At 39.9% G+C, this 26,475-nt stretch carries 15 protein-coding genes and 1 pseudogene; 13 read left to right on the top strand and 3 right to left on the bottom strand.

Features of this window, described 5'->3' with window-relative positions; genetic code table 11:
* Nucleotides 1-120: 120 nt before the first annotated feature.
* The 9 genes from bacA to EV294_RS10570 all read left to right on the top strand — a co-directional run bounded on the left by bacA (nucleotide 121) and on the right by EV294_RS10570 (nucleotide 8,214).
* Nucleotides 121-945 carry an undecaprenyl-diphosphate phosphatase gene (bacA, locus tag EV294_RS10605; protein WP_132306535.1) on the top strand — a complete coding sequence of 275 codons (825 nt, stop codon included), beginning with the start codon at nucleotides 121-123 and terminating at the stop codon, nucleotides 943-945.
* Nucleotides 946-982: 37 nt separating this feature from the next.
* Nucleotides 983-1,594: a DedA family protein gene (locus EV294_RS10600; RefSeq protein WP_132306533.1), complete on the top strand. Its 612-nt coding sequence runs from the start codon at nucleotides 983-985 to the stop codon at nucleotides 1,592-1,594.
* Complete coding sequence (locus EV294_RS10595; protein WP_132306531.1) at nucleotides 1,594-2,109, top strand: hypothetical protein; 516 nt, start codon at nucleotides 1,594-1,596, stop codon at nucleotides 2,107-2,109. Before EV294_RS10600 ends, EV294_RS10595 begins: the two co-directional genes overlap by 1 nt.
* Nucleotides 2,110-2,119: 10 nt before the next feature.
* A complete protein-coding gene (locus tag EV294_RS10590) occupies nucleotides 2,120-2,911 on the top strand; it encodes a COG4705 family protein (protein WP_243711615.1) in 792 nt (263 codons plus the stop codon).
* Between the two features lie 266 nt (nucleotides 2,912-3,177).
* The gene (locus tag EV294_RS30995; RefSeq protein WP_347813054.1) at nucleotides 3,178-3,762 is read left to right on the top strand and encodes a histidine kinase dimerization/phospho-acceptor domain-containing protein; all 585 of its coding nucleotides are present in this window, start codon (nucleotides 3,178-3,180) and stop codon (nucleotides 3,760-3,762) included.
* 192 nt (nucleotides 3,763-3,954) lie between these two features.
* The gene (locus tag EV294_RS10585; RefSeq protein WP_132306529.1) at nucleotides 3,955-4,302 is read left to right on the top strand and encodes a hypothetical protein; all 348 of its coding nucleotides are present in this window, start codon (nucleotides 3,955-3,957) and stop codon (nucleotides 4,300-4,302) included.
* An 85-nt stretch (nucleotides 4,303-4,387) separates the two neighbouring features.
* Nucleotides 4,388-5,062, top strand: coding sequence for a response regulator transcription factor (locus EV294_RS10580; RefSeq protein WP_132306527.1), 675 nt, complete (start codon nucleotides 4,388-4,390; stop codon nucleotides 5,060-5,062).
* A 4-nt stretch (nucleotides 5,063-5,066) separates the two neighbouring features.
* Nucleotides 5,067-6,434, top strand: a complete 1,368-nt coding sequence (locus EV294_RS10575) for a sensor histidine kinase (protein ID WP_132306525.1) — start codon at nucleotides 5,067-5,069, stop codon at nucleotides 6,432-6,434.
* Between the two features lie 178 nt (nucleotides 6,435-6,612).
* Nucleotides 6,613-8,214, top strand: a complete 1,602-nt coding sequence (locus tag EV294_RS10570) for a COG4705 family protein (RefSeq protein WP_132306523.1) — start codon at nucleotides 6,613-6,615, stop codon at nucleotides 8,212-8,214.
* A gap of 48 nt (nucleotides 8,215-8,262) precedes the next feature.
* Here EV294_RS10570 and EV294_RS10565 read toward each other — a convergent pair whose 3' ends face one another.
* Together EV294_RS10565 and EV294_RS10560 are read right to left on the bottom strand one after the other, a co-directional pair.
* Nucleotides 8,263-8,979 carry a M14 family metallopeptidase gene (locus EV294_RS10565; RefSeq protein ID WP_132306521.1) on the bottom strand — a complete coding sequence of 239 codons (717 nt, stop codon included), beginning with the start codon at nucleotides 8,977-8,979 and terminating at the stop codon, nucleotides 8,263-8,265.
* Nucleotides 8,980-9,435: 456 nt separating this feature from the next.
* Complete coding sequence (locus EV294_RS10560) at nucleotides 9,436-10,020, bottom strand: undecaprenyl-diphosphatase (protein WP_132306519.1); 585 nt, start codon at nucleotides 10,018-10,020, stop codon at nucleotides 9,436-9,438.
* Between the two features lie 743 nt (nucleotides 10,021-10,763).
* Here EV294_RS10560 and EV294_RS10555 point away from each other — a divergent pair.
* The gene (locus EV294_RS10555; RefSeq protein WP_132306517.1) at nucleotides 10,764-11,474 is read left to right on the top strand and encodes a GT-D fold domain-containing glycosyltransferase; all 711 of its coding nucleotides are present in this window, start codon (nucleotides 10,764-10,766) and stop codon (nucleotides 11,472-11,474) included.
* 293 nt (nucleotides 11,475-11,767) lie between these two features.
* Here EV294_RS10555 and EV294_RS10550 read toward each other — a convergent pair.
* Nucleotides 11,768-12,033 (bottom strand): annotated as a pseudogene (locus EV294_RS10550) (IS5/IS1182 family transposase); the annotation flags it as partial.
* A gap of 304 nt (nucleotides 12,034-12,337) precedes the next feature.
* Here EV294_RS10550 and EV294_RS10545 point away from each other — a divergent pair.
* The 3 genes from EV294_RS10545 (at nucleotide 12,338) to EV294_RS10535 (ending at nucleotide 26,475) form a co-directional block, all read left to right on the top strand.
* Nucleotides 12,338-13,279 (top strand): TniQ family protein, encoded by a 942-nt coding sequence (locus EV294_RS10545; protein WP_165930644.1) that lies wholly within the window; start codon nucleotides 12,338-12,340, stop codon nucleotides 13,277-13,279.
* A 785-nt stretch (nucleotides 13,280-14,064) separates the two neighbouring features.
* Nucleotides 14,065-20,160, top strand: coding sequence for an RCC1 domain-containing protein (locus EV294_RS10540; RefSeq protein WP_165930643.1), 6,096 nt, complete (start codon nucleotides 14,065-14,067; stop codon nucleotides 20,158-20,160).
* A 294-nt stretch (nucleotides 20,161-20,454) separates the two neighbouring features.
* Nucleotides 20,455-26,475, top strand: a complete 6,021-nt coding sequence (locus EV294_RS10535) for an RCC1 domain-containing protein (RefSeq protein WP_165930642.1) — start codon at nucleotides 20,455-20,457, stop codon at nucleotides 26,473-26,475.

Here is a 26,475-nt window from a genome sequence, read left to right as displayed (position 1 = left end):
TCATAATAATTAATAAAAATTTAATCGGATTTTCACAGCTCGTTGAGAATTGAATTTTAAAGTAAGGTACGTCCACTTAAGGATAAATAGAAAATTGGAAGAGGGGAAGTTGCCAGCATTATGCAAAATATACTAACAGCCGTTGTTCAGGGAATCATAGAAGGACTAACTGAATTTCTTCCGGTGTCTTCAACGGGGCATTTGATATTGACTGGGAAGTTGTTGGATTTTACGGGAGACAAGGCAGATACCTTTGAAATTATTATACAGCTGGGCGCTATCCTGGCGGTTGCTGTTATTTATTGGCGCAGGATTTTAAGCTTACTTGGCGTTAGCCGATTCTCCTATGGAGAAAGTCAGACTCAAGCATCAGGTAAACTAAATCTTATTCACGTTATTCTTGCGTGTCTGCCTGCGATGATATTAGGTTTGCTCCTGCATTCTTTTATTACCTCCTATTTATTCTCCTCATACACGGTACTTATAGGGCTAGTACTTGGCGGCATTTTTATGTTGTTTGGAGAGCGTAGACAAGCTGCCGTTCAATCAGAAGGCGTTGATCAGATTACTTATAGGCAAGCTGTATATATCGGATTATTTCAATGTCTAGCGCTGTGGCCGGGCTTCTCTCGTTCGGGAGCAACGATAGCGGGAGGTTTACTGTCCGGAGTGGGGTATAGAGCGGCAACAAATTTTTCTTTTCTTATTGCGATTCCAATGATGGTAGCAGCAAGCGGATTCGAGTTATTGAAAAGCTACGATACATTAACGGCATCGGATGCCGTGTTCTTTATCACCGGTTTTATTGTAGCCTTTGTAGTGGCCTTGCTTGCAGTAATTACTTTTTTAAAGCTTCTTGAACGCTTCAAGCTTGCTCCTTTTGCTTATTACCGATTTGTGCTCGCAGCGGTATTCCTGGTATATCTAGTGGTCACAGGGAACTGATGCTTCATTTATAGCTTGGAAAGGAGTTATAAGAGATATGCAGAGTATTATTGATTGGATCTCAAATATAGCGGTCCAACTAATTGATGCGATTGGCCTCTACGGCATATTTATCGGTATGGTCCTGGAAAGTGCTTGTATACCTATTCCGAGTGAAGTCATTTTATTAAGCGGGGGTCTCTCTGCTGCTAACGGTACGATATCATGGCAGGAGGTGGTCGTCGCAGGTGTACTCGGAAATGTTCTTGGATCAATAATTGCTTACCATGTTGGATCTCTTGGCGGAAGGAAAATACTTAATAAGTACGGGAAATATGTGCTCTTTAGAAACTCGCATCTTGATCAAGCCGAGAAGTGGTTTACCCGATATGGTGCAATGAGCGTATTCTTTACCAGAAACCTTCCTTTTATCCGAACTTTCATATCCTTGCCAGCGGGCATAGCAAAGATGAGGTTCTCTACTTTTCTGCTATATACTTTTTTAGGCTGTATTCCATGGAATATTGCATTGGCCTATGCGGGTTATAAATGGGGAGCGAATGCGGATGTATTGGAGAGTTACATGCATCCGATCAGTTATGCTGTTGCGATAGTAGTTGTTGGACTACTTGCGTATTGGCTCCTTATTAAGAAACGGAAGAGAGTTTGATGGATACGCCGGCGATACATGCATCAGCCTCTAATCTGATCATGGAGCATTATGAGTATGACTACTCGCCCAGTGGAGAACCAGTTATTTATATCAAGGTATTGAATACGAGCTCCAAGGTATTGATCGGTGATCTTTCTGTCCAATTGGATCGAGCTTATAATACCAGTCAAGATGAATATGGATACAAGCATGTCGGCCATTCCATTGCCTTGCATAATGTTATTATTGGGCCGGGAAAGGAACACAATCTCGAATTCATGAAAGCTCCTAAACTAAGCGTTGGCGATTACAGAGCGGATATCCAGTTTAGTTATTTAACCGAAGATAAGGAGGATCGGATTGATTTTACAATAAAGCAATCGGATTTAGTTCAACGGAGTGCGAAAGATCCCAGTTCTCCTAAGGGCAGCCTTTTTAGCCCGTTTAGGAATCTTAAGTGGGCAATCATCTCTCTATTAATTGCAGGGGCTATTATTACGCTCATAAAGAGTCGTACTCAATCTGAGAAATAAGGGGATAGGCATGTACACTTATAAAACGGAATTTAACCCAAAAGCTACAACGATGCTAGCAAAAGTACCTGAAATTACGGTGTATTTCTGGATAACGAAGCTAATTACAACTGGTCTTGGAGAAGTGGCATCAGATTTTTTATTTGAAAAATTAAATCCATTCCTCTCCGTGCCGATAAGTGTAGCGATTTTTGTTGCAGCTATGGTTCTCCAGTTCAAGTCGAAAAAGTATATCGCCAGTCTGTATTGGCTGGTTGTCATAATGGTAAGCATATTTGGCACTACAGCAGCTGATGTTATACGAGCTGGTTTGGGAAATACGGCTTCAACTCTATTTTTTATTGCCTCGCTTGCAGTCATTTTCAGAACTTGGTATGTGAAAGAGAAGAGTTTATCGATTCATAGCATTAACACGCGCCGGAGAGAAGTGTTTTATTGGATGACGGTCCTGACCACATTCGCTCTCGGCACTTCTGCAGGCGACTTAACAGCCTCCAGCATGCATTTGGGATATTTAGCTTCCGGAATAATGTTCTTTGCTTTGCTATTCATACCCGCATTATGTTATCGGCTGTTTCATCTGAAAGAAATTACAGCTTTCTGGATAGCTTATGTTTTGACTCGTCCTGTGGGAGCGTCCTTCGCGGATTGGCTTTCCGCGGCACCAGGCCATGGCGGTGTTGGTTACAGCAAAGGACTCGTTAGTCTAGTACTCTTGATTGTGATTGTGCTTCTCGTTGTCTTTCGAGGCGGTACCCCTGCAAAGATGGAGGAGAGTCAGCAGGTCGCTGTTAATCAGTAATGGGGGATCTTCTTATTTTCATGCTCATTTCATAGTTTATTGGTATATTTAAGATCTATGAAATAGCAGGAGGTAAGATAACATGCGCGTCTTGCTTGCAGAAGACGATGAAACGCTGGTGAGTTAACCGAGTATCAACTTAAGCGAAGATACCTTGTCGTAGATTGGGTAGGGTTATCGGCTGATAGTGGACGGGGGCACGCATGTTTAAACAAACGTGAATACGACTAACGCGCGAATTCTCTCTAACCGTAGGTATTATCTTAATGATAACTGCGGTTTTTTCTCTATGGATGGTACAAAATATGCTGACGACGGCAGAGGACAATCAGCTTACGACGTTAAGCGGTCAGTACAAGTCAGAATTGCAAAAGCTGCTGGGCTCTCCAACTGGTTTAAATGATGAAGTGGCAGAAGAGGTTTTTTCTATGAATGCGCTATTGCCAAGTGTTCTCGAAAAGCCAGCTCATGACTACCATAATGTTCGAGCGGATGGACGTACATTTCGAATTGGAGGGTTTAAGATGGGCGTTTGCAGGGCTTGCACTAGTCCTGCTATATCTGGCGGAGTTGCAGGTTATTTGATAGCTGGCCGGGCGATGAAACCGATCGCGAATGCTTTCCAAAGGCAGGAGCAGTTCACTGGTGATGCATCGCGCGAGCTCCGAACACCGCTAAGCATAATGAGATCCGCTTATGAGGTGTTGGATGAGGAAAGGGATAATCTAACGAGACCCTCGCTGCATGCGGTCCAACGATCATGCTGTCGGAGAAAGCGACGGAAAGACTGTGAGCCCATCAATATTGCCGGTGACGTAATCGCCCGACAACACCACTGTATCACATCATAAAATTCCGATTATTCCAAAGGCGAGTCGCACCCGTTGCTGCGCCTGATGATTAAAGGAATATTCCATGGAAACTGCTCTTGAATTGGTTTCAAAAATTCTCATCAAATTCTAATCTTGATCTCAAGGCATTCTCATGTTGACTTGCTATAGTTGTAAATGTCATAAGACAAACCCAAAATTGGAGGTAACAAAATGAAGAAGAAGACATGGATTATTGCCGCAGCTCTTTTTGCGGTGGTAGCTACTGGATCGGGATCTTTGCTGCATTCAACGTATGCGGCTTCGGGTAACAATAAGTCGTCGGTGGAACTAACCCCAATGACAACGAATTCCGACAACACCGCTGTCTCGTCTACTCAAGAGAAGTCCGATGGCGATGGCGAGGTTGCCGACGATCAAGTGAAATCCAGCTCTGTTAAAGCGGCCAACCAAGAGAAGTCCGACGGGGACGGCGAGGTTGCCGACGATCAAGAGCAATCCGATAAAGACAGCGCGAATGGCGTAGACCATCAAGACGATGGCGAAACGAATGAGGATTAATCCAATTCGGGCATAAAAGATCAACGGGCAGGAATCCTATTACAGGGGTTCTTGCCCTTTTGAATATATTCGGAAAGGAATCCGCATGAGAAAATTGCTCCTTATTGAAGATGAACCGAACTTTGCCCGTTTTGTTGAACTCGAGTTAGAGCATGAGGGCTTCGAAGTCACAGTTGTTCATAACGGGCGGGAGGGATTCTTGTTAGCCAGTGGACAGGAATGGGATCTGATCCTGTTGGATCTTATGCTCCCGGGTCTTAGCGGAATCGAAATTTGCAGACGGCTTCGAAGTCAGAGAAACAAGACCCCGATCATCATGCTCACGGCTCGCAATAGCGTGATGGATCGAGTTTCGGGCCTCGACAGCGGCGCTGACGATTATTTGCCCAAGCCTTTCGAAATCGAAGAATTGCTTGCCCGAATACGGGCGTTGTTTAGAAGAGTGGATCCGTCGGAGGATGAAGAAAACGAAAAGATAGAGTTCCATGACCTTCAAGTATATGTCAGTTCGCGAACGGTCAAGCGCGATGGAGAGGAACTGTCCCTCACCAAACGGGAATTCGATCTGTTGGTCGTCCTTCTTCGAAATGCGAACAACGTGCTTAGCAGAGATCAACTGCTCGACCTGGTATGGGGATTTGAGTCCGGAGCGGAGACTAACGTAGTCGATGTTTATGTCCGATATATTCGGCAAAAATTGGGCGGCGGAGATAAATACATTCAGACCGTACGCGGCGTAGGTTACGTGATGAAAGGGTGAGCACATGCCCATCAAGTACAAATTGGCTTTATGGACAACATCGCTGATTCTAATATTGTTTATCGTGTATACCATTGCTCAATACAACGCAGTAACGCAATGGATGATGAATTCCCAGAAAGACTCGATGAGAAGGACGGCTGCCGAAATCATCGGATATTTCTCAGAACAAGAGGAACCACTGGATAAGGAAGGATTGGAAGAGAGCAGAGGGTTTCTGCAGCGGTTCGTTCAAAACAATCAGTTGCTCAGGCTGTTGGACCCCGCCGGCCGGGAAGTGATGATTCTCACCCGTGAGCTTCCTTCCGAATGGGTTCCAGTTCAAACGGCGGAAAGCGAATCGATCGTATCCCTGCGCCATGGACAGGACCGATTGATGGTGGTTCGTGCTCCGATCAATACGACTTCATTCAAAGGCACTTTGGAGTTAGCGGCAAACTTGGAAAACGAAGATGCGATGAAGGATCGATTGAGAAGTCTCATGCTGGAGCTTGGGGCACTTGGGATAATCTTTAGCACGATTGGAGGTTTAGTTGTCGCTTGGCGGTTGCTGAAACCGTTGAACCGCATGGCTTCCGCTATGAATGACATCAAGCGAACAGGGGTGAGCGGACGAGTAAGATATCGAAACAATGGGGATGAAATTTCCCGACTTTCTTCTATCTTCAATGAGATGATGGAGGAGTTGGAACGTTCCTTCAATCGACAGCGCCAATTCATTGAAGATGCTTCGCATGAAATCCGAACTCCCATCGCCATCATAGAAGGACATATGAAATTATTAAAGCGATGGGGAAAGAATAATCCGGCGATTCAAGAGGAATCCATAGCCGCAGTAATCGAAGAGATCGTACGTTTACGCCAATTAACTAATCAATTATTAGATTTATCTGGCGACCTGCATCATCCTGCAGAGGAAATTTCCGATCCAATCGATCCTTCGAATGTCGTGATGGAATTAATACAAAACTACCGATTGCTTTATCCGCATTTCACGATCGTAAGCGATTTGAAAGAAGGGAAGCGCATTCGAATAGACGAGCATCGGTTACATCAGGTCTTGATCATCCTGTTAGATAACGCCGTTCGGTATTCCAGTCAGAATCCTGTGTTGCGAATAAGCCTTCAAGTTGTTGGAGAGAATATCCATATATCTGTCGAAGATAAAGGAATCGGCATTCATAAGAAGGACATACCTTACATTTTTGACCGCTTCTTCCGTGTAGATAAGGGAAGGGGACGGAAGGAAGGAGGAAATGGCCTCGGATTGTCGATCGCGAAAAAAATCACGGAGAAATATGGGGGGGAAATCCGGATCATAAGCGAAATGGGTATCGGAACTACGGTGACCTTGATTTTCCCGCATGCATAACTTTTCATGGATTTATCTAGTGACAAGAACATTGGTCATTTGCCGCTGAGATGAATCGTTAATAAGTAAATAATATGAACTTATTAAAATTTTAAGATTTAACGTCTATGATATTGTCGAGCAAAGAGCGAAAGCATTTTCGATATCTTCTATACTTGTACAAGGAGGATGCGATTTCATGTCGGAACAACCAAACAAACCGAAAATATTGCTTAGCAAGGTACCTGAAGTTACGATTTACTTCTGGATCATCAAAGTCCTATGCACAACGGTCGGGGAAACATTTGCGGATTTTCTCAATTTCAACTTGGGATTCGGTTTAACGAACACAACAATTATTATGGGAGTCGCTTTTTTCATTTTATTGTTTCTTCAATTCAGGACAACGAAATATGTACCCGCTATATATTGGCTGACCGTCGTATTAATAAGCGTTTTCGGAACGTTGGTTACAGATAATTTGACGGACGGGATCGGAGTTCCGCTGGAGAAAAGCACGACTGTATTCAGCATACTGCTGGGACTGACTTTCCTGGTTTGGTACTTAAGCGAAAAGACGCTTTCTATTCACTCGATCTACACAAGGAAACGCGAAGTTTATTATTGGCTAACCATTCTATTCACGTTCGCCCTTGGAACAGCTGTCGGCGATCTGTATTCCGAACAACTCGGACTTGGATACTTTAACACAGGTCTCACGGTCGTTATTATCATCGCGATTATGTATTTGGCTTGGAAATGGCTTCGTCTAGATGCGGTATTAGCTTTCTGGGTCGTTTATATTCTGACTCGTCCGCTTGGGGCGTCCTTAGGTGACTACTTGTCCCAAACCAAAGTAAATGGCGGATTAGGCTTAGGTACAACGATAACAAGCGTCATTTTTCTAGTTGCGATTTTGGCTGTCATCATTTTCTTGGCTGTTACCCAAATTGATACAGTTCCGAACAGCGGAACCGCAGAGTCGGAGCATGCAAAAGAAAGAAAAAGAAACGTCCTCATTCAAACCGTATCCGTACTTTGTGTTTTCTTAGCTGTCGGCATCGGCGGATATGTTCAGTTGAGCAATAAAATCGCATCGCAAATCGATTCTTCCGGATCGTCTTCAACGTCCAATTCGGCATCACTAGCCGGACAGTTGACGGATTTCGTGAATATAGAAAATGATATGTCGAAAGCCGTGAACGTAAAAGACTTTGCTGCCGCGAAAAAGGGTGCTGACAATTTGGAACATAAATGGGATACGTCGGAGCCAAAGCTTAGAAAAATAGACGGCTCCACATGGACTCAAATCGATGGAACGATCGACGTGGTATTGGCCGCAGTCCGCAATGGAAAACCCGATGTGAATCAATGCAATAACGCCCTTCAAGAGTCGCTGAAGGTATTGAACGAAGCCAACAAAACAGCGGCTTCACAAGCTCCTGCGTCGTCGCAATCTGAGACTTCTCAATCCCCGGCAGCGTCTCCGGAAGCCGGAACAGCTACGCCACATGCGAAATTGGCCGGACGATTAACGGATTTTGTAAATATTGAAAACGAGATGTTGAATGCAGTAAACACAAAGGATTTTGCTGCAGCCAAAAAAGGCGCTGACAATTTGGAACATCAATGGGACAATTCCGAGCCTAAGCTTAGGAAAATCGACGGTTCCACTTGGACCAAGATCGATGGTACGATTGACGTTGTATTGGCTAACGTTCGTAAAGGCAAACCTATTGCCAGCCAATGCGTCACTGCGCTTAATGACTCGCTTAATATCATGAGCGGAGCAAATCAATAAAAATAGAGGATAAGATTTTCTTTCTGACGGGTAGATATGCTTAGAAGCTTATTTTAGTTGGTCACTATTTTGGGATTCGCGTCTTCTTTTTAATAATCCTGCTTCTCTTAAAATGCTTCGTAATATATTCATCTGATAACTTATTCGCAATTTAAGTGGTAAACCGATTCCCGTTTCTACTGTTATTGCATTGGAATGCAGCAGATGGTAAGCGGCTGAACGTCCCGATCCAGGTAATTCTCGCTGAAGGAGCGAAAAATGTATCGAAGCCTTCTTGATAGATGTATTCAATCGTCGAATCATCCTTTTTGCAGCAGGGATAGCCTTGCTTCTAGGGTTAACGATCAAGGTTTGTCCCAGTGACCTTGGATGGATACCGGATAATCCATTCGCCTCATGCAGATCCACGTACCATACCGGTTGGTGTTCCCTGGCAAGCTCGAATACTGCTCTTGAAAGGGGGTGACAAGCTGATTTGAAAATGTGTTTTGGGAACGTTCGATTCAGATCTGGAACCCCTCTTATTTTTTTTCTAACCGCAATCTGATTGACTATAGGAATAATTATTAACCTTCCGCTGTGGACATGAATAATATCCCTTTGAAGCAATTCAACTAGTTTTTTTGCTGAAAGAAACCCTGCCCGTTCTGTCCCGTGAATACCCGCCGTTACCATAACTGTACTCCCCTGAGAAACTCCATCGACAATATAATATGGCGTCTCGTGCTCGCTGCTCTTGGCCAGCAGCTGTTTTGTGATTTGCATATTTCTCACCCCCAGATAGTTCTAAAATACGTTGTGATCGAAATCGTTGAAACGGACAAATGAATTAACTTGTAACCACTATTTCAAAAATGTGTATATCAAAGGTCACGATGCCTAGTGTAATAATGGCAACAGGCCACTCCGAGCCGATCACTTTTAAAAAAACATCATTATCTTCATTTAAGGAGCAGATTCTATGCTACCGATAAGACTCGTAATCCGAGTATCAAATGAGCCTGACCATATTGTAATCGTTGTGGAACAGATGATAAAGAATACAACCGTGACACAGCGGTCTAATCATTATTCCGTTCTTCGAACGATTGAAGATTTTTATGGGCTCGAATATGCGGGACTGAGCAAGTATTCGAAAAGCTTGCCCGTGTTCAAAGCAAAACCTGACTGCTATTATACAAAAACTCCGGCTCTAAAAATTGGCCGGAGTTTTTGCTGTGTCTAACTTTTACTAAAGCGGGACAATACGGGAATGACGCGCAGGATTTGATTATAGAGAGAGATAAATAGCCTGGAAATTGGGTCGATCTGCTTTCTCAAGGCAAATACCGTCAAGGCTATTAAGAATGAAAGCACGACGGCTCCTAAAATATCAGCAGGGTAGTGTACGCCCACATAGATACGCGAGATCCCCGTCAAGACGGCAAAAACCAACATGAGTACGCCTGTTTGTCGCTTCATAAGCAGTATTACAAATGCAAACGAAAACGCCAATGTCGCATGATCACTCGGGAACGAGGCATCCGCTGCATGCGAGATTAATTGATGCACGGTATGATCGACGAACGGACGAGGATGATTCACAAGCGGCGATATGACCCAAGCAGCCAGTAAGAGAGAGACTGCTGCGGTTAGGCATGCAAAGAATACAGCCCGTTGATTCTCTTTACTTCCGCTGCACCACAGGAAAACGAGTATGGCTAGCATCAGCCACACGATATCTTGCGCAAATATTTCCATGAGATCATCTATCCAATCAAAACGGCCGGCAAAGTTATTGATGATATGGAACAGTTGTTCGTTCAATGATGTTTCCTCCCTTCAAATTTCAACTCGATAATGATATCAAAAATAACTTAAAAATCTCTTAATTTTTGTTCCTTAAAAAGATTTATTATTTTTCAAGTTTCTGACTCATGTCTTTCTCATTTGAGGACCAAACTGAATTTGGTGTAATGACCGCCACAAGTCAGTAACCGAGAGTGAGGCAGAAACTCTCGTACAACACTGAGGTAATATTCCCAGCTAAGAGGACAAGGCTCCCGGCTATTGGAACTTAGGATCATACACAGACAAAGTTTGAATTAGATGAGAAAAAATAAAATAGGAATGAAATTTGCCGACGATGGCGGCCTTAGTCCAATAGAATTCAGGAATAAGGCCGCTTAAATATTTTTATTATTTGTGAATACTTGAGTTGGTGAGAATCGTTTAGTTTTATGCTGCTTGTGGGAATACCTTGGTCGGTTCGTCTGCTCTTGGAAATTGCAAAAACGATAAAATTACTATTATGTTTATATGCCCATTCAACCTGCCATGTTATTCTTTAGCCAATCATCTGCTTTTTTAATTGTTCCATCATGACATCATGTGTTAGATTTGGCATAACAAATGATGTAAAACGTCGAGCTAAGGTACAACGTATTCAACAAGATTAACAGGAACATATTCGTCACTCTAAAATGTGCTCTGGTTTATCTCATTTTCACTTAATTAAACATACATTAGTTATATCAGAGTAGTATAACTTTAATTATTTAGAGTGAGGGATATATACGAAAAAACATCTAACATGGAAACAAGTGTTGAAAAAGGTGGAATATGCTTTGGACCATAGAAAACCTTTTTCATTAGTTAGAATCGGCGATGGGGAAAATATTTGCTTGGCGCAAAATTCTGTATGGCCTATACGCGATGTTCTGAAAGAGCCTTGGACAATAAAAGCGAATCATGGAGAGAGAGGTGTGCATTTACCTAATATTCGTCTAAGAAATGAGCTTGTTCAAGGGATTAGGAATGCAAATGTTGTAGGCATTCTACTTCTTAACGATACCCGAATTCAAGCTCCAAAGAGACTTAAAAGAATATTAACAAACAAAATTTTTACTCATTTTAATCTCTCACCACGTTTTACATGTGATGCCTGTATTAATCGCTATATTCCTAAATACAAAGCTTTTTGGGACGTTCTAAAAAACAGAAGAGTTCTTCTCATTTCACAACACGCTAATGAAATGAAACGAGTACTCGTTAATAAATATAGTTTAAATGTAACAGGAACCATATTATTTTCGGATTATAGACAGACTAATCGGGTATTAAAGGAAGTTGAGATGTTGAAAAATAAATTTGATATAGTTCTCATTTCGGCAGGCGTGAATGCTGTTATTCTAGCACCAAAGATAGCTCTAAGGACTGGGAAAGTTGCATTAGATTTTGGTCAAGGACATAAAAACTTTATGAAATCCCGGACAGTTTGAATAAACGCGTATTATTTGAGAAGTCTGAGTAAGGGAAATGTCTCATATCTGCAGAAAAAAGGAACTAATATTCAGATGTCCACCTCCTGGAACGAAAAATTCAGTGCACGAAATGCTTCATTCGCTGTGGTTTAGGGAAGCGGTTAACCTAAACTCCATCGAAAACGTTTATTCAAATAATCCGCGGACTGTCAAATTCATAGGTTAAGTAGCAATAATAAATGGGTCAGTCACTCTTAAGAGATTGAGAGTAACTGACCCATTTTTTTATGCTATTTCATTTTTTAGTCTGTTTATTTTAGAATTCGTTTTAGATTAACAGCAAATATCGCCATTGCGCCTTGCAGCTCCATGCCTTATAGACCCGGGGCTGTGGCTACATCATACCCGTGTCTGTGTTTTAAGTTCACTATTCTTGGCTGCAATTTTGTACCCCTCTTTGGATTTTTCTTTAAAGTACTCACTTTCTAGAAAACCCATGCCGGGCTTTTCGAATGGCCATATGACCAGCCTTGCATACATACATTCCTGCATCTTTGTTAAACTCGAATTCTTCTTGCAAGACATATCCACAATATCCATTTTTGACATTTTAATATACAGAAATTGTATAAATTGACATTGTATGAGGCAGTAGATGACATTTTGAACATACAAAAAGCCCTTCTACAGGGCTGTTTTGTAGACATTTCATGTTACAGCAGACATGATATTCCTTAATTATTTAGAATCGTTTCAAAATTGATTGGATGATTTGTTCCATAAAGGTTTATAAATGAATATTTATGTAATAATGTGTATAAAGAACGAAGACAGGCACCTGATTAGGCGCCTGTCTTATTTTTAGAGGGAGTCCAACTGTATTGAAAAAGAAATTGCTAATACAACCATTAATTTATGATGATGAGTCAATTGAAGGATACTTGATCAGATTAGTACAAATGAATGGCTACAAAGAAATAGACAGCATGTTCAAAATTAATTATTATTTCAAATCATATATTGAAGAAATAAGAAAACGATTGAATTATGGTTACCTAAGTTATTTACCTTATGACTTGGCAGAGATGTTGATTGAATCTCCAATTGTTAACAGAAACAATAATAGAAAGGTTCTAAGCAATAAAGAGCTATTGATAGGTCATGGAAAAAAATATTATCCTGTCACAAGGTATTGTCCTTATTGTCTTTTGGAAAGTAAATATCATCGTATAGGTTGGTCTATCATTCCAGAGATAATATGTAAAAAGCATAACTGCTTCCTACTACATAACTGTCCAAGCTGTAAGGCAGAGATAAGTTTTATCACTTTAGTTAGCGGTCACTGTTCTGAATGTAGCAGGAGCATATGTAATAAAGAGGTTCTTAAACTAGATTTAACATTTATTAGCTTAAATCCAAATATAGTAGAGAATAGTTTTATGGAGGAAGGTAAAAGTGTTTATTTAAATCACTCTCAGAAGGTTTATAGATTAAAAAAGTGGCTTATGTTTTCACTATTAAAAAATTGTTCGTTAGTTGATAATGACGAGTTTAATATTGACCTAACATATAAAAAACTATCGAATATGGTGATAGTTTGGGAGAGTGACTTAGATAAAATAAAGAATTTCATTTTATTTACAGAAGCATTATTATTAGATTGGCCCATTAATCTATTAAATTATCTTGATAATAATCTAACGAACTCGGAGAAGAAAGGTTTTGAAACTTTATTTTTTGAAACAACTCACCATGGAAAGATGCACGTGTTTAATTACTTATCAAGGGAATTTAAAGAAATAAATAAATATAGAAGTCTTTGAATTTCGAATAAGAAGAAACTTGATTTCGAGTGCCTATAAAATCATGGAGTTTTATTAAGTTAGGGGGATAATGAACTATCTTTGGTTTGTTCTCTCTTTAATTTGTTCACGAGTTCATCTAGTTTAATAATCTTCTCAGCAAAGTCTTCTACGTTTGGTCCATGTCCCCAGTGTCGTTTAACATGTTGATAGTATCGTAAGAATATTTTTATAGCTTCAATTTCAGAGATTTCTTTTACTGATTGTATATGTTGGATTACTGCTGTCCTGTATAATTTGTTTCCAATGGTAAGGGACATTGCTAGGCTCCTTTTCATTACGTATTATAATTTTCTCCAAACAAGCGTTACCTTATAACTTATAGACAGAATAAATTGAATATCTGCCCAACTTATCAAATACCCAAAAAGTCATTCCAATATTTGTTCAAACCAAAACGAAGTTCGATTATTTTGAAGTAGCTGAAAAGGTGGATTAAATTGAGTCGATAAAAAGACAGAGATATTATTTTTGTGGATGTCCATGTATTTGTAAGGGTGGTATCATTTAGATAAAAAAAGCCTAGTTCCTGATCACAGGAACTAGGCTTTTTTTAATAGCTCTGAAAATTCTTTGCTAGTGAATGAAATAAATCAAATGTACAATAAATAATTCGACATAATTTGTCGTAAAGTTATTTGTTATTCGACTTTATACGACATTAAAAGACATGGAAAACGTAGGAATAAAGAGTATAATGTACTACTATGTTGAATTCTCAAAGAGAGAAAGGGAGGAAAGTTGGTTTGAAAAAGGGCAGGAAGTTACTAGTGTACATAGTAATTTTATCATTAGTTTTTCAAGGGTTTGACTTTGTGACTAACGATAAAAATGTTGTAAAAGCATATTATGGTAGTGAATTCTCACAGTCTCCTGAAATGATTATTGCAGGATCAGGATATTCATTGTTTTTAAGTAAAGATGGTCATGTTCAAGCAGTAGGTAATGATTCTGGATATTACACTATGGGCCTGGGTAATATGTCTTCAGGATACGTTTATAACAAACCAGTTCCAAGTATTTCTAACGTAAAAAGTATAGTAGGCGGAACATATGCTACATATGCAGTATTAAATGACGGGACAGTTAAAGTCTGGGGAAATAATAACTTCTATCAGATGGGAGGTGCTGGCTCCGGATCTAGTCCAAGTCTAATTCCTGGATTATCAAATGTAAAACAGATAGCTGTAGGGGATCAGTATACAATGGCTTTGTTAAACGATGGAAATGTAATGGTATGGGGAGCCAATTCCTATGTATTAGGCGGACAATCAATGGTAAATACCCCTACCTTAGTTCCTAGCTTAACAAATGTAAAACAAATAGCAGCAGGATGGTATAGTGCTTATGCTTTATTAAACGATGGTACGGTAAAAGCATGGGGTAGTGGTGCAAATGGCATGGGTAATACTAATACTCTAACAACTCCCACAACTATTCCTAATTTGTCTAATGTTAAAAAAATAGTAGCAGGATACACGCATGCCTTAGCATTATTAAATGATGGCACCGTTATGTCATGGGGGGCAAATAATGTAGGACAGTTAGGAATTAATTCTACAGATTCTAGTAAAAATGCTCCTGTAGCTGTCCCAGGGCTCTCAAACGTTAAAGAGTTAGATACAGGGTTTATGAGTTCTGTTGCATTGCTAAATGATAATACGATTAAAGTTTGGGGATATAATTCTAACGGTCAGTTAGGATTAAACGATCAAACGAATAGAATCGCACCAACTACTGTATCTTTAAGTGAAAATATTAATCATATAGTTGAAGTAGGGCCCAATGCTATATTTCTACAAACAGCAGATGAGAAACTGTATGCAGCTGGGTCTAATAACCTTAATCAACTCGGGGGAAGCGGACCCGGTAGTATAGCGAAAGTCTTTACTTATGTACCGGACGTACAAGTTGGAACTTATCCTTTTGGAGTCGATTCACAAGTTAATAACAATTCCGTAAAAGTTTATACCGGGCCTCAATCAAAAAGTTCATTCATGGTTATGAACGGTCAAGTATATAGTTGGGGTAATAATAGTTCTGGAATTCTAGGGTTAGGCGATAACGTTGATAGAACCAGTCCAACTTTAATTTCGAGTCTAAATAATATAACTAAATTAGTTGTTGGAGGAAACCAAATATTCGCGCTTGCGCAGGACGGTACGGTTTACGGATGGGGAGGAAATAGTCTAGGCGAACTTGGGACAGGCAATACCACTCCTCAATCTTCACCGATGGTTCTTCCTTTATTAAAAGATGCTAAGGATATATTTACAGGTAAAAATACTTCTTTTGCAATAATGAGTGATGGAAGTATATCGGCATGGGGATACAATAATGCAGGTCAATTAGGTTTAAATGATACTGTTAATAGAACATCACCGTCTAAAGTGGATTTTTCAAGCTTTTCTGCTAAAGTATCTAAAATTTCAGTTGGTACAAATCACTCACTAGCCCTTATGAACGATGGAACAGTCTTAGCTTGGGGTGGCAATGAAAGTGGCCAATTGGGATTAGGGAATACAACATCGCAATTGAAACCAATTAAAGTAACTGGTTTACAGAATGTTGTTCAATTAGAAGCAGGCGAGTCATACTCCTTGGCACTAACGAAAAATGGGGGAGTTCAATCATGGGGATTAAACAGCTCAGGTCAACTTGGATTAGGAAATACTACTTCTCAATTAACGCCAACAACAGTTACTACTCTTAATAACATAATAAATATTTCCGCCGGCGCTGCAACTTCCATTGCAATTACAGCTAATAAAAGTATTTATACGTGGGGTAATAACGCTTCGGGGCAACTAGGTACTGGTGATTTAACAACAAGAAATACTCCTACCCTCCTCAACGGATTTGATGATTTGGATTCGTTGATGTTAGGTAATGGACACGTATTAACAGCATTCAAAGATGGTGCATTGAAATCGTGGGGAAGTAACTCCAATGGTCAATTAGGACTTGGAGATAAAGCGAACAGAACATTACCGGAATCAATAAATTCTAGTGTAACAAATGTGCCGAAGGATTACGTTACATATAAAGCATTAGTTAGAGGATCGAATAACGAAAGTGTTCTCGTGAAATCTTTTTTGGATAACAGTTCGGAACCATTGGAGCAAAATGAAATTGTGTTGAACGGTGGAATGAAAGAAGTAGTTTTTCAAGGAATACCAAAAACAAGTCTTTCTAATGGTCAACACACCATAAAAATCATAGTAAGTTCTTCGAGTCAGACCAGTGATAGTACAGTAAGCTTCAATGTCACGGATGGTACATTTGATTATCCATTGTTGACTAATATCACTGAAGATAGCATTACGCTTCGCACACAGAATGCTACAACTTTAAACGAACTTGCTGCACAGCCTTATCGTTTTGTAATAAACAATACATCTAGTGAATGGTTGACAACATCCGAAGACCTTAATTCAGCAGTAAATTATTCAATCCCACTTAATATTGATACATCAGGTGGCAAGAAGATAGTTCAATTAGCTAACGGATGGTGGGTAATTGCTGCTTATTCAGGTGATCCATATACAGGTGCTATTTTTCAAGTTTCTAAAGATAAGGGGAAAAACTGGTCTCAGCTAGCATATTTAGTTGATATTGATAATATCAAGTCTGCTCCAGCAATTACAGCTGTAGGGAACCAAATTAGTGGGATAATTCGCTATGGTAGTACTATTAGAGCTTTTTCTTTTGATGCCCTTCTTCAAGATAACAATAATATTCTCAATCTTACAACGACTATTGATTCAGGACTTCAGGATAGCATTCAAACATCTAACCTTAGCATAGAAACGGATAGTAAAGGGATTATACATGCCGCGTGGATTGGTAAAAGATTAAGTTCTCCTGACGTTTATTATGCTAGCAGCACAGATTATGGTAAAAATTGGTCTGCAGTCTCTGCTGTAACCGCTCAAAATCCTTCAGAGAGTTTCTCTAATCCTGTTTTAATATTTATCAATCAAAAACCAGTAATAATAGTTAAACTTGTGGCTTCTTATAATAATAATACTAATTATCTTTATCAATATTCATTAACTGGAACTAGTTGGACACGCCCCACTTCCTATATTACAGCTACAGCGCAGTCCAACCCAATAGGTAACCACTATGTTTATGTAGATGGCAGTAATATATATGTGGTATGGAGTTCTAGTGATCCGAGTGAAAAAAATGCTACAAACATTCGATTTATTAAATCTTCTACTGCAGGGGCTACTTGGAATATAGAGGATAAAATAACGACTGGAAACACATACAATCAATCTAACCCAGTCATAACTAGTGATGCTAATGGTAAGTTATTTGTTTTATATTCCGGTGTCGATCCAGCAATTAGTACAACATCAACCAATATAAAGCAAATGACTTTGGATGGCCCAATTTGGTCAGCAACGTGGTCAGCACCAACAACATTAACTAATCAAACCTCAGGCAACGCAGAAATGCCTGTTGTTCTTCAAAATCAAACGGATGCAATTGCAAAAGATCGTCCTGTCTTCTTCTATCGGGATTTACAACGTAACAAAACAGCAATGCAAGGCTCACTGCAGTCAGGCGCGGAGTTTACGGCTTCGAATTTAACGCCAAATACGCAATACCCGATTTCTTTAGATGTGAAAAAAGCAAACGGTCAAATTGATACGGTCAATAAAAAAGTATTCACACTTGCTGAGACTCCAATTATTAGTGTTCAAACGGATGGAGGCAAAGTACCTAAATTAACGTTTACAGATCGAAACGCCCAAGGTACCAGGTATCAAATAAGCTCTGGTTCTAAGTATCTGAGTTCAGAAGGAAATTGGATTGAAGAGCCAACGGGATTACTCATTGATTCAAAGACGCTAGAATTATCGAAGCTTGATCTTCATAAGCACTATGCCATCAAAGTAAGAGCCATAAATGGGGATGGTGTAAGTTCGAACTGGTCGAATGTTGAACAGGTGGGTACGATTCTAACTCCGCCTGATGCACCGAAGAATTTAAAAGTAAAGCCAACAAGCAGCCAAGTTACACTTAGCTGGGCTCCAGTATCGGAAGCGACTAGTTATGAGATTGAAATTGATGGGCAAGAAAGCCTCGTGAAAAACGGGCAGAAGTTGTCATACGTTCATAAAGGTCTATCATCTAATACTGTCCATTTCTATCGGGTAAGGGCCCTGAAACAGGATATTGCTGGTGATTGGAGCGAACCAATCACTACACGTACCCTGTTAGTGGCTCCTGCCACACCTACAAGCATTACAGCAACAGCTACCACGAAGTCTGTAACGTTATCATGGGGTGCGGTTCCCAATGCTTTTGGTTATGAAGTGGAATGGGATGGTCAAGTTGTTTCTACTGGTATGCTTACATCATTTATCAAGAAGAAATTACAAGTATCTTCTCAGCATGCTTATCGGGTAAGAGCCATGAATGCAGGTGGAACAAGTGCGTGGAGTCCAATTCAGTATATCAATACAAAGAACATTGCGCCGGCAGCACCTACGATTTCCCTTGCTTCATTGGATAATACCACAGCAACCTTAAGATGGGATGAATCGCTTGATGCATCTTATTACGAAGTAAAGGCAGATGGGGTAGTAACTGTTCTATCCGATATTACAACAGTTACTTTCTATGGGCTGAAAGAAAATTCTCCGCACGAGTACCTGATTCGAGCCGTTAATGAAGTAGGTGCAAGTAGTTGGAGTAATGCCATCAATGTAACAACTTATCTTTTAAGTACCCCAGTCAATTTTCAAAAAGAGTTGACGGATAAAAGTATTCTATTGAAGTGGGATGCGGTGACCGGCGCCAGTAAGTATGAAGTGCAGGCAAATGGACAACTTTATACGGTTACGGAACCACAATACAATCAAACAAACTTAAGCTCGGACTCCATCTACACTTACCGTATACGTGCGGTTAATCAGAGTGGTACAAGTTCTTGGACATCTGATTTAACATACAGAACTCTACCTGCAAAACCAGCTGTACCGGCTAATATTAAAGCAATTGCTATTAATAGAAATGTGGCCATCAGTTGGGATCCTGTAATAGGCGCAACTGGATACGATGTAGAACTAGATGGGACAGTAATTGTAGATAATTTCACGTCCACTTCTTATGTAGATAGTTTATTAGATCCGTTTACTTACCATCGTTATCGTGTTCGTGCACGAACGGATGCTGTTGAAGGGGATTGGAGTAGTGCCATAAAAGTTACTTTACCTGATAAACCTGAGATTCCAAAAGACATTAACGTTTCCTCTACAAGTACTGGGATAGTAAAGATACAGTGGAAAGCAGACCCTACTGCAATTAGATATGAAGTTGAAGTTGATGGTACCGTTCAAAATGCGGGTAGTGAATCGGAATTTATTCATCGGGGAGTAACTAAAGGTACAGAACATAAGTATCGGATACGCACCATTAACTTAAGTGGTACAGGCTCATGGAGTGGATATATTCTAAACAATACCATGACAGCAAGACTAGTAAAGTCTACAAGTGTTGACCTTAGCCTTATTGGTAAGGATGTTATGGATTTCTCTAAATATACACTTAAAGTAACCTATGATCCAAATGCTATTGAAATAACTGACCTTTCTAATTGGACAAGCTCGAAAGAATTGACTGTTGGTAGAATTCCAAACTCCAGCATTACGGTTACAGAGTTTACACCTGGTAATATTGTCTTCACATCCGACCAAGTTATTGCATCAAACGAATCTTGGTCAGGGGTAATTAATAGTATTGCGATGAAAGCAAAAGTTTCAGGTGGATCACCAATAACCTACAGTGTTATTGAAAGTCCCGCAAAATCAATTGTATTTGAATAACTTTAAATGGGTTTACTTAAGAAACACTTTTTAACAAAACCTGGAAGAACCGTAGGGGCATCGGGTGGTATGCAAACGAAGGATAATTGCAACAAGCAATTTAACAGACTCAAAGTAAAAGTTAGCGGTGTCCCCTACCGGTTGACATTACGAACGATGTTGATGAGGAATTTAAATAGGTATCCGCTTATGCTGATTATTAGAAAGGTCTCGGTAATAGGTACTAGAAATATATTTCATAACTTCACAGAGAGAGGCAGGGTTATTAAGATGAAAAAAGGTAGGAGACTACTATTGTATATCTTGATTTCTTCATTATTAATACAATTGTGTGACATTGTTACCAATGAAGAAAAAGTTGTACAAGCATATGGCAGTGATCTGTCTACATCTTCATTCCCGCAAAAGGTTATTGCATGGGGGAACTACTCATTGTTCTTAACCAAAGAAGGCGGTGTGCAAGCAATAGGAAATGATGGTGGTTACAGTACTATGGGACTTGGTTATATATCTTCCAGTTATAGTAGAAATCAGCTAATTCCCAATCTTACTGATGTAAAAAGTATAGCAGGATCGTCACTCCAATCTTATGCAATATTAAAAGATGGTTCACTTAGATCTTGGGGAGATTATGCAAGAGGGAATGGACTAACCAATGTAAAGCAGGTTGCTGCAGGTGCTCAATTTGCATTGGCCTTGCTCAATAATGGTACCGTAATGGTGTGGGGGAATAATACTGACATGGGTACGTATACTCCTACTCTAGTACCGGGATTATCAAACGTAAAACAAATTGCTGCAGGATCGTATAGTGCATATGCATTATTAAATGATGGTACGGTCAAGGCATGGGGAAGTAATGATTCTGGAGCCTTAGGTATGGGAGGTGCTGTTACTAAACTTTCAGCACCTACAATAATTCCAAATCTGGCTAGTGTCTCGAGAATAGAAACAAATGGGGGCGGCCAAGTATTAGCTTTAATGGACAACGGCACTGTTATGTCATGGGGATCTAACGTGGTAGGCCAGTTAGGTATTAATAGTAGTACAGTCTATAGTGTAAGCACGCCAACAATTATACCAGGATTATCAAATGTTAAAGAAATATCTACTGCATATATGAGTTCCATTGCTTTGTTAAACGATAACACCATTAAAGTGTGGGGCAGAAATGATAAGGGACAACTAGGACTAAATGATCTAACTGATCGATATTCGCCTACTACTCTTTCCATTAATGCAAACATTTCGCATATTGTTGGCGGCGGAGAGAATTCTATATTCTTACAAACAGCGGATGAAAAATTGTATGCTGCGGGAAACAACATCTACGGAAAATTAGGTGGAACTATTGGAAGTGGCACCAATGTAAAGGTCTTCACCAATATGACTGATATACAAGTTGGAACCTACCCTTTTGGAGTGGATTCCCAGGTTAATAACAATTCGGTTAAAGTTTATTCAGGGCCGCAATCTAAAAGCTCTTATATGATATTAAATGGTCAAGTCTATAGTTGGGGGAGTAATAGTTCTGGAACGTTAGGTTTAGGAGATACTGTCGATAGAACAACCCCCACACTGATTCCAAATTTGAATAATATAACAAAACTAGTTGTTGGGGGAACGCAAGTCTTCGCTTTTTCACAAGATGGTACAGTCTATGCTTGGGGTCAAAACAGTGCAGGTGAATTAGGGGCAGGAGAGACTAATCCTCATTATTCGCCAATTGTTGTTCCCACTTTAAAAGATGCTAAAGATATCTTTACAGGTAAGAATGCATCTTTTGCAATTGTAAGTGATGGAAGTATATCTGCTTGGGGAAGTAATAGCGCAGGGCAATTAGGGTTAGGAGATACTACAAATAGAACTTCACCGACCAAAGTTGATTTTTCAAGTTTTGCCGGCAAAGTATCTAACCTTTCAGTTGGAACGAATCACTCTCTAGCCCTCATGGATGATGGAACTGTGTTAGCTTGGGGGGCTAATGAAAGTGGACAATTAGGGCAAGGAAACACAACCTCACAATTGCGACCTATTAAAGTGCCAGGACTACAAAATGTGGTTCAGGTAGAAGCAGGTGAGTCATATTCTTTAGCTTTAACGAAAAATGGAGGAGTTCAAGCGTGGGGACTGAATAGTTCAGGTCAACTTGGTTTGGGAAATTCGACCTCCAAATTATCGCCTACACCAATTACTAACCTTAGTAATGTAGTGAAAATCTTTGCTGGTGTTTCAAATTCCAGCGCCATTACTGCTAGTAAAAGTATTTATACATGGGGGATTAACACATCAGGGCAACTAGGTGTAGGTGACCTAGTTACACGAAATACTCCAACTTTTATCAACGGGTTTGAAGATCTGGAGTCTTTAACTATGGGCAATGGTCATGTATTAACAACCCTTAATGATGGTTCTATAAAGGTATGGGGCCATAATTCTAATGGTCAATTAGGAATTGGAGATAAAACGAACAGAACAACACCAGTGGTACTGAACTCTAGTGTAACAAATGTGCCAAAAGATTATGTTACATATAAAGCAGTAGTTAGAGGATCGCTTAATGAAAGTGTTCTTGTCAAATCCTATTTGGATAACAATTCAGAACCATTGGAACAAAACGATATTGTATTGAATGAGGCTATAAAAGAAGTAGTATTCCAAGGAATACCGAAAACAAGTCTTTCTAATGGCCAACACTCCATAAAAGTCGTAGTAAGTACTTCAAGTCAAACGAGTACAAGTACCGTGAATTTTAGTGTCACGGATGGTGCCTTTGAGTATCCTTTGTCGACAAATATTACGGAAACGAGTATCAATCTACGAACGCAAAATGCCGTAAATCCAAGTGAACTTGCAGTTCAGCCTTATCGATTTACAATTGGAAATCTATCTAGTGACTGGCTAACCACCTATGAGGATCTTAATTCAACGGTAAACTATTCAATTCCACTTAATGTTGGAACTTCAGGTGGTAAGAAGATCGTTCAATTAGCGAATGGATGGTGGGTCATAGCTGCATATTCAGGAGATCCATATACAGGAGTAATATTTGAAGTTTCAAAAGATAAAGGTAAGAACTGGTCTCAGCTAGCTTACCTCTCTGATATAGATAATATAGTATCAGCTCCAGCTATAACTTCAGTTGGAAATCAAATTATTGGAATTATTCGTTATGGAAAAACTATCCGAGCTTTCTCATTTGATTCAACTCTTCAAACTAACGAAAATATTCTAAGCAATACAATTACTCTTGACAACAGTGCTTTATACGATAGTCCGCAAGTGTCAAATGTTAGTATTGAAGCTGATATCAGTGGGAATGTCTATGCTGCATGGACTAGTACAATATCTTATACCGATATATATTTCGCGAGTAGTACTGATAGAGGCTTGAATTGGTCACAAAACACTAAAATTACGAGAAGCTCTTCTACCGAGACTGAAACTAATCCGATAGTAATTATTGTTAATGGTAAACCAGCTATAATTGCTAAGCACTCGAATAGTTATATTAGTAATAATTATTTATATCAATATTCTTGGGATGGTACTAGCTGGTCTAGTAAAAACATTTTTGGAACATCCTCTAGCTATTCAATTGGTAACCATCAAGTTTATGTAAATGGAAACACTGAATATGTAGTATGGAGTTCTACTGACCCCAATGAAAGAAATGCTTCGAATATCCGGATAAATAAATCTATTGATGGTGGGGCTAGTTGGAGTATAGTTGAGGATAAACTTACAACAGGAAACACTTATAGCCAAATTAACCCTGTCATAACTGGCGATGCTAATGGAAGGTTGTATGTTTTATATTCAGGTGTTGATCCAACTATCAGTACAACATCGACCAATATTAAACAATTAACCTTTGACGGTACAACCTGGTCAGCACCAACAACCATAACAAATCAGACTGCAGGTAATGCAGAAATACCCGTTGTTCTTCAGAATCAAACAGACGCAATTGCTAAAGATCGCCCTGTTTTCTTCTATCGGGATTTGCAACGTAACAAAACAGCAATGCAAGGCTCACTGCAGTCAGGCGCGGAGTTTACGGCGTCGAATTTAACACCAAATACGCAATACCCGATTTCTTTAGATGTAAAGAAAGCAAACGGTCAAATTGATACGGTCAATAAAAAGGTATTCACACTTGCTGAGACTCCAATAATTAGTGTGCAAACGGATGGAGTCAAAGTACCTAAACTAACGGTTACAGATCGAAATGCCCAAGGTACCAGGTATCAAATAAGCTCAGGTTCTAAGTATCTGAGTTCAGAAGGGCAATGGATTGATGAGCCTACTAGTTTTTTAATTGACTCAAAGACTCTAGAGTTATCCAAACTTGATCTTCATAAGCATTATGCCATTAAAGTTAGAGCCATTAATGGGGATGGTGTGAGTTCGAATTGGTCAAATGTTGAACAGGTGGGGACAATCCTTATTCCGCCAGATGCACCAAAGAACCTGAAAGTAAAGCCAACAAGCAGCCAAGTTACACTTAGCTGGGCTCCTGTATCGGAAGCTACGAGTTATGAGATTGAAATTGATGGACAAGAAAGCCTCGTGAAAAATGGGCAGAAGTTATCATACGTTCATAAAGGCCTGTCATCAAATACTGTCCATTTCTATCGGGTAAGGGCCCTGAAACAAGATATTGCTGGTGACTGGAGCGAACCAATCACTACTCGTACCCTGCTAGTAGCTCCTGCAACACCTACAAGCATTACTGCAACAGCTACCACGAAGTCTATAACGTTATCATGGGGTGCGGTTCCCAATGCTTTTGGTTATGAAGTGGAATGGGATGGTCAAGTCGTTTCTACGGGTATGCTTACATCATTTATCAAGAAGAAATTACAAGTATCGTCTCAACATGCTTATCGAGTAAGAGCTATGAATGCCGGCGGTACGAGTGCGTGGAGTCCAATTCAGTATATTAATACCAAGAGTACTACACCTTCAGCACCAACTATTTCTCTTGCCTCTTTGGATAATACCACAGCAACCTTAAGATGGGATGAATTGCTCGATGCGTCTTATTACGAAGTAAAGGCAGATGGGGTAGTCACTGTTCTATCTGATATTACAACGGTTACGTTCTACGGATTGAAAGAAAGTTCATCGCATGAGTACCTGATTCGAGCCGTTAATGAAATAGGTGCAAGTAATTGGAGTAATACCATCAATGTAACCACTTATCTCTTAAGTACGCCAGATAATTTTCAAGATGAGTTGACGGATAAGAGTATCCTATTGAAATGGGATGCTGTGACAGGCGCCACTAAGTATGAAGTGCAGGTTAATGGACAGCTTTATACGGTTACGGAACCGCAATACAGCCAGACAAACTTAAGTCCTGATACCATTTATTCTTTCCGTATCCGTGCGATGAATCAGAGTGGTACAAGCTCTTGGACATCTGATTTGACTTATCAAACCCTACCTGCAAAACCAGCGGTTCCAACGAATATTAAAGCAATAGCCATTAATAAAAATGTGGCGATTAGTTGGGATCCTGTCACAGGGGCAACGGGATACGATGTGGAGCTTGATGGCTCAGTCATTGTAGATAATTTCACATCCACTTCTTATGTAGATAGTTTATTAGATCCGTTTACTTACCACCGTTATCGTGTTCGTGCACGAACGGATGCTGTAGTGGGGGATTGGAGTAGTGCAATTAAGGTTACCTTGCCTGATAAACCGGAAATTCCAAAGGACATTAACGTGTCTTCTGCAAGTACAGGGATTGTAAAAATCCAATGGAAAGCGGATCCGACTGCGATTCGATATGACATTGAGGTTGATGGTGTCATCAAAAGTACAGGTAAAAAATCCGAATTTATTCATCGAGGGGTAGCTAAAGGCACCGAACGTAAGTACCGTATACGCACAATTAACTTAAGTGGTACAGGTTCTTGGAGTGGATATATTCTAAACAATACCATGACAGCAAGGCTAGTTAAGTCTACAAGTGTCGACCTTAGCCTTATTGGTAAGGATGTTATGGATTTCTCTAGATATACACTCAAAGTAAACTATGATCCTAATGCTATTGAAATAACTGATCTTTCTAATTGGACAAGCTCGAAAGAATTGACCGTTGGTAGAATTCCAAACTCCAGCATTACGGTTACAGAGTTTACGCCTGGTAATATTGTCTTTACATCCGACCAAGTCATTGCATCAAACGAATCCTGGTCAGGGGTAATTAATAGTATTGCCATGAAAGCAAAAGTTTCAGGTGGTTCGCCAATAACCTATAGCGTTATTGAAAGTCCAGCAAGATCAAACATATTCGAATAA

The organism is Paenibacillus sp. BK033, assembly GCF_004345425.1.
Lineage (GTDB): Bacteria > Bacillota > Bacilli > Paenibacillales > Paenibacillaceae > Pristimantibacillus.
This window is presented reverse-complemented; position numbering and strand designations above follow the sequence as displayed.

What these genes read in the sequence shown, in the direction of transcription:
- bacA (WP_132306535.1), top strand. Translation starts at nt 121, where the DNA reads ATGCAAAATATACTAACAGCCGTTGTTCAGGGAATCATAGAAGGACTA.
- EV294_RS10600 (WP_132306533.1), top strand. Translation starts at nt 983, where the DNA reads ATGCAGAGTATTATTGATTGGATCTCAAATATAGCGGTCCAACTAATT.
- EV294_RS10595 (WP_132306531.1), top strand. Translation starts at nt 1,594, where the DNA reads ATGGATACGCCGGCGATACATGCATCAGCCTCTAATCTGATCATGGAG.
- EV294_RS10590 (WP_243711615.1), top strand. Translation starts at nt 2,120, where the DNA reads ATGTACACTTATAAAACGGAATTTAACCCAAAAGCTACAACGATGCTA.
- EV294_RS30995 (WP_347813054.1), top strand. Translation starts at nt 3,178, where the DNA reads ATGATAACTGCGGTTTTTTCTCTATGGATGGTACAAAATATGCTGACG.
- EV294_RS10585 (WP_132306529.1), top strand. Translation starts at nt 3,955, where the DNA reads ATGAAGAAGAAGACATGGATTATTGCCGCAGCTCTTTTTGCGGTGGTA.
- EV294_RS10580 (WP_132306527.1), top strand. Translation starts at nt 4,388, where the DNA reads ATGAGAAAATTGCTCCTTATTGAAGATGAACCGAACTTTGCCCGTTTT.
- EV294_RS10575 (WP_132306525.1), top strand. Translation starts at nt 5,067, where the DNA reads ATGCCCATCAAGTACAAATTGGCTTTATGGACAACATCGCTGATTCTA.
- EV294_RS10570 (WP_132306523.1), top strand. Translation starts at nt 6,613, where the DNA reads ATGTCGGAACAACCAAACAAACCGAAAATATTGCTTAGCAAGGTACCT.
- EV294_RS10565 (WP_132306521.1), bottom strand. Translation starts at nt 8,979, where the DNA reads ATGCAAATCACAAAACAGCTGCTGGCCAAGAGCAGCGAGCACGAGACG.